The organism is Pseudomonas sp. Pseusp97 (assembly GCF_047304025.1).
In the GTDB taxonomy this organism is placed as follows: domain Bacteria; phylum Pseudomonadota; class Gammaproteobacteria; order Pseudomonadales; family Pseudomonadaceae; genus Pseudomonas.
In genome coordinates this window covers 1-3,887 of record NZ_JBGLYK010000341.1, presented here as the reverse complement: position 1 = coordinate 3,887, position 3,887 = coordinate 1, and the positions used below count along the sequence as shown (strand labels likewise).

Sequence of the window (3,887 nt, the reverse complement as noted above, 5' to 3'; positions counted from 1 at the left end):
CCGTGCCGGCTGACACCCAGGTTTCATCCTGCACCGAACGGTCCCCTCTCCCTTCAGGGAGAGGGTTAGGGAGAGGGGAAGCCCCCGCTCCCAACCAACAGAACCCCTCAGGCCCGCCGCCCCCAAACGGCAGGCCCTTAATAAAGAAACACCCAACCGAATTTGCACCACGTTCCTGAACGAGAGGACCCAACCATGCAAACCAACCTGCTGATCAACGGCCAACTGGTCGCTGGCGAAGGCGAGAAGCTCGCCGTCCTGAACCCGTCCCTGGGCATCACCCTGGTGGAGATCGCCGAGGCCACCCCGGCCCAGGTCGACGCCGCCGTGCTGGCCGCCGACGCCGCCTTCGACAGCTGGTCGCAGACCGCGCCGAAGGATCGCTCCCTGCTCCTGCTGGCACTGGCCGACGCCATCGACGCCAATGCCGAGGAACTGGCCCGCCTGGAATCCAACAACTGCGGCAAGCCCTACTCCGCCGCGCTGAACGACGAACTGCCGGCCGTGGCCGACGTGTTCCGCTTCTTCGCCGGCGCCTGCCGCGTGATGCAGGGCTCCGCCGCCGGCGAATACCTGCCGGGGCACACCTCGATGATCCGCCGCGACCCGGTGGGCGTGGTCGCCTCCATCGCGCCGTGGAACTACCCGCTGATGATGGTCGCGTGGAAACTCGGCCCGGCGCTCGCCGCCGGCAACACCGTGGTGCTCAAGCCCTCCGAGCAGACCCCGCTGACCGCCCTGCGCCTGGCTGAACTGATGGCCGGCATCTTCCCCGCCGGCGTGGTCAACCTGGTCTTCGGCCGTGGCCCGACCGTCGGCGAGCCGCTGACCACCCACCCGAAAGTGCGCATGGTCTCGCTGACCGGTTCGGTCGCCACCGGCAGCCGCATCATCGCCGGCACCGCCGACACCGTGAAGCGCATGCACATGGAACTGGGCGGCAAGGCCCCGGTGCTGATCTTCGATGACGCCGACATCGACGCTGCCGTGGAAGGCATCCGCACCTTCGGCTTCTACAACGCCGGCCAGGACTGCACCGCCGCCTGCCGCATCTATGCGCAGAAAGGCATCTACGCCAAGTTCGTGCAGAAGCTCGGCGAAGCGGTGGCCAGCATCCAGTACGGCGAGCAGGACGACCCGAACACCGAGCTGGGCCCGGTGATCACCGAGCAGCACCTGGAGCGCGTCATCGGCTTCGTCGAGCGCGCCCGTCAGGTGCCGCACATCGAAGTGGTCACCGGCGGCAAGCGTGCCGACCGTGCGGGCTTCTTCTTCGAGCCGACCGTACTCGCCGGCGCCCGTCAGGACGACGAAGTGGTCCGCCGCGAAATCTTCGGCCCGGTGGTTTCGGTCACCGAGTTCGAGGACGAAGCACAGGCGCTGGCCTGGGCGAATGACTCCGACTACGGCCTGGCCTCCTCGGTATGGACCAGCGACATCGGCCGCGCCCATCGCCTGTCCGCCCGCCTGCAGTACGGCTGCACCTGGGTCAACACGCACTTCATGCTGACCACCGAAATGCCCCACGGCGGCATGAAGCTGTCGGGCTACGGCAAGGACATGTCGATGTACGGCCTCGAGGACTACACAGCCATCCGCCACGTCATGATCAAACACTGATTGGTGATACGGCCTGCTGCGCGTCGGCGGAGCTGCGTTGGAAGGCGGTTCGTGCCCAGTCATTTACTACTCGTAAACTCCTGGGCCCGAACCACCTTCCGCCTTGCTGCGCTCTAGCTCGCTAGGCCCAGTAGTTCAGTGAAAAGCAACCACCGGACCAAGGTCCGGTGGTCCTGCGGCCCCCGCTCGACCGGGACCGCCGCGCGGCCACGCATGCCGCAATCCCTTCCGGATGGAAGGGCAAAACCATGACAGCCCCTGCCCCGGGCCATCACCTTGCAAGGACTCCCCATGACCATCACCCGTCGCGACTTCCTCAACGGCGTCGCCCTCACCATCGGCGCGGGCCTCACCCCGCTGCAACTTCTCCAGGCCGCCCCCTCCGGCCGCTACTACCCGCCCGCCCTCACCGGCCTGCGCGGCAGCCATCCCGGCGCGTTCGAGGTCGCGCACCAGATGGGCTGGGAGAAGAAGGTGTTCGACACCGATGGTCTGAAGATCGACGAGCAGTACGACTTGGTGGTGGTCGGCGGCGGCATCAGCGGCCTGTCCGCGGCCTGGTTCTACCGGCAGCAGCACCCCAAGGCGCGCGTGCTGATCATCGAGAACCACGACGACTTCGGCGGCCACGCCAAACGCAACGAATTCCAGGCCGGCGGCCGGATGATCCTCGGCTACGGCGGCAGCGAAGCCTTCCAGTCACCCAAGCACCTGTACAGCGGCACGGTCAACAACCTGCTCAAGCAGCTCAACGTCGACGTGGACCGCTTCGAGACCGCCTTCGACCGCGACTTCTACCCGAACCTGGGCCTGTCGCGCGGCGTGTTCTTCGACAAGGCCGGCTTCGGCGAGGCGAAGATGGTCTCCGGCGACCCGACGCCCATGGTGGCCGACGACATCGCCCCGGAAAAACTCAACGCCCGCAGCTGGCGCGCTTTCATCTCCGACTTCCCGCTGCCCGAGGCCGACCGCCAGGCGCTGATCGACCTGCACGAAGCACCGAAGGATTACCTCGCCGGCAAGACCCGCGAGGAGAAGCAAGCGCACCTGGCCAGGACCAGCTACCAGGACTTCCTGCGCAAGGACGTCGGCCTGAGCGAAGCCGCCACCCGCTACTTCCTCAGCCGCACCAACGATTTCTCGGCACTGAGCATCGACGCCGTTCCCGCCGACTCGGCCTACTCCGTGGGCTTCCCCGGTTTCGCCGGGATGGACCTCGCGCCGATCAGCGAGGAAGCCAAGGCGGAGATGGAAGAGCCGTACATCTACCACTTCCCCGACGGCAACGCCTCGCTGGCGCGCCTGCTGGTGCGCGGCCTGATTCCGGGCGTGGCGCCAGGCAAGGACATGAACGACATAGTCCTGGCCACCTTCGACTATTCGAAGCTGGACCAGCCGAAGAACGCCGTGCGCCTGCGCCTGAACAGCACCGCGGTCAGCGTGAAGAACCGCGACGGCGGCGTGGACGTCGGCTACAGCCGCGCCGGCGCCCTGCACCGCGTACGCGCCAAGCACTGCGTGCTGGCCTGCTACAACATGATCATCCCCTACATCCTGCGCGACCTCTCCGCCGAGCAGAGCCACGCCCTGGCGCAGAACGTGAAGTTCCCGCTGGTGTACACCAAGGTGGTGATCCGCAACTGGCAGAGCTTCATGAAGCTGGGCGTGCACGAGATCTACGCGCCGAGCCAGCCGTACAGTCGCGTGAAACTGGACTACCCGGTGGACATCGGCGGCTATAGCCACCCGCGCGATCCGAACCAGCCCATCGGCCTGCACATGGTCTACGTGCCCACCAGCCCGAACGCCGGCATGGACGCCCGCACCCAGGCCCGCGTCGGCCGCGGCAAGCTCTACGCCATGAGCTTCGAGCAGATGGAAACGCAGATCCGCGACCAGTTGCAGGCCATGCTCGGCCCGGCGGGCTTCGACCATCAGAAGGATATCCAGGCGATCACCATCAACCGCTGGTCGCACGGCTATTCGTACTTCTCCAACAGCCTCTTCGATGATGAAGAGGAGAGCGAAAAACTGATGAACCTGGCTCGCACAAAAGTCGGCAACGTCACCATCGCCAACTCCGATGCCGCCTGGGATGCCTATGCCCATGCGGCCATCGACGAGGCCTGGCGCGCGGTGGGCGAACTGGCCTGAACCATCTGGCGCCCCCCCCGGGGGGGGGGGGCCCGTTAAAACCCCGGCGGGCGCCCACCCCCCCGGCCGCCCCCCCCCCGGGGGAGCCAGGGGGGACGCCGGAGAGCGGTTTT

The 3,887-nt window shown here is 66.8% G+C and carries 2 protein-coding genes; both read left to right on the top strand.

All coding sequences use genetic code 11. From position 1 onward, the window contains the following. The first annotated feature begins 195 nt into the window (after nucleotides 1-195). Nucleotides 196-1,620 carry a gamma-aminobutyraldehyde dehydrogenase gene (locus tag ACCC94_RS28455; protein WP_413352939.1) on the top strand — a complete coding sequence of 475 codons (1,425 nt, stop codon included), beginning with the start codon at nucleotides 196-198 and terminating at the stop codon, nucleotides 1,618-1,620. Nucleotides 1,621-1,911: 291 nt separating this feature from the next. Further along, nucleotides 1,912-3,774, top strand: coding sequence for an FAD-dependent oxidoreductase (locus ACCC94_RS28450; RefSeq protein WP_413352938.1), 1,863 nt, complete (start codon nucleotides 1,912-1,914; stop codon nucleotides 3,772-3,774). Nucleotides 3,775-3,887: the final 113 nt, after the last annotated feature.

Coding starts and splice junctions, on each gene's coding strand:
- ACCC94_RS28455 (WP_413352939.1), top strand. CDS start 196: ATGCAAACCAACCTGCTGATCAACGGCCAACTGGTCGCTGGCGAAGGC.
- ACCC94_RS28450 (WP_413352938.1), top strand. CDS start 1,912: ATGACCATCACCCGTCGCGACTTCCTCAACGGCGTCGCCCTCACCATC.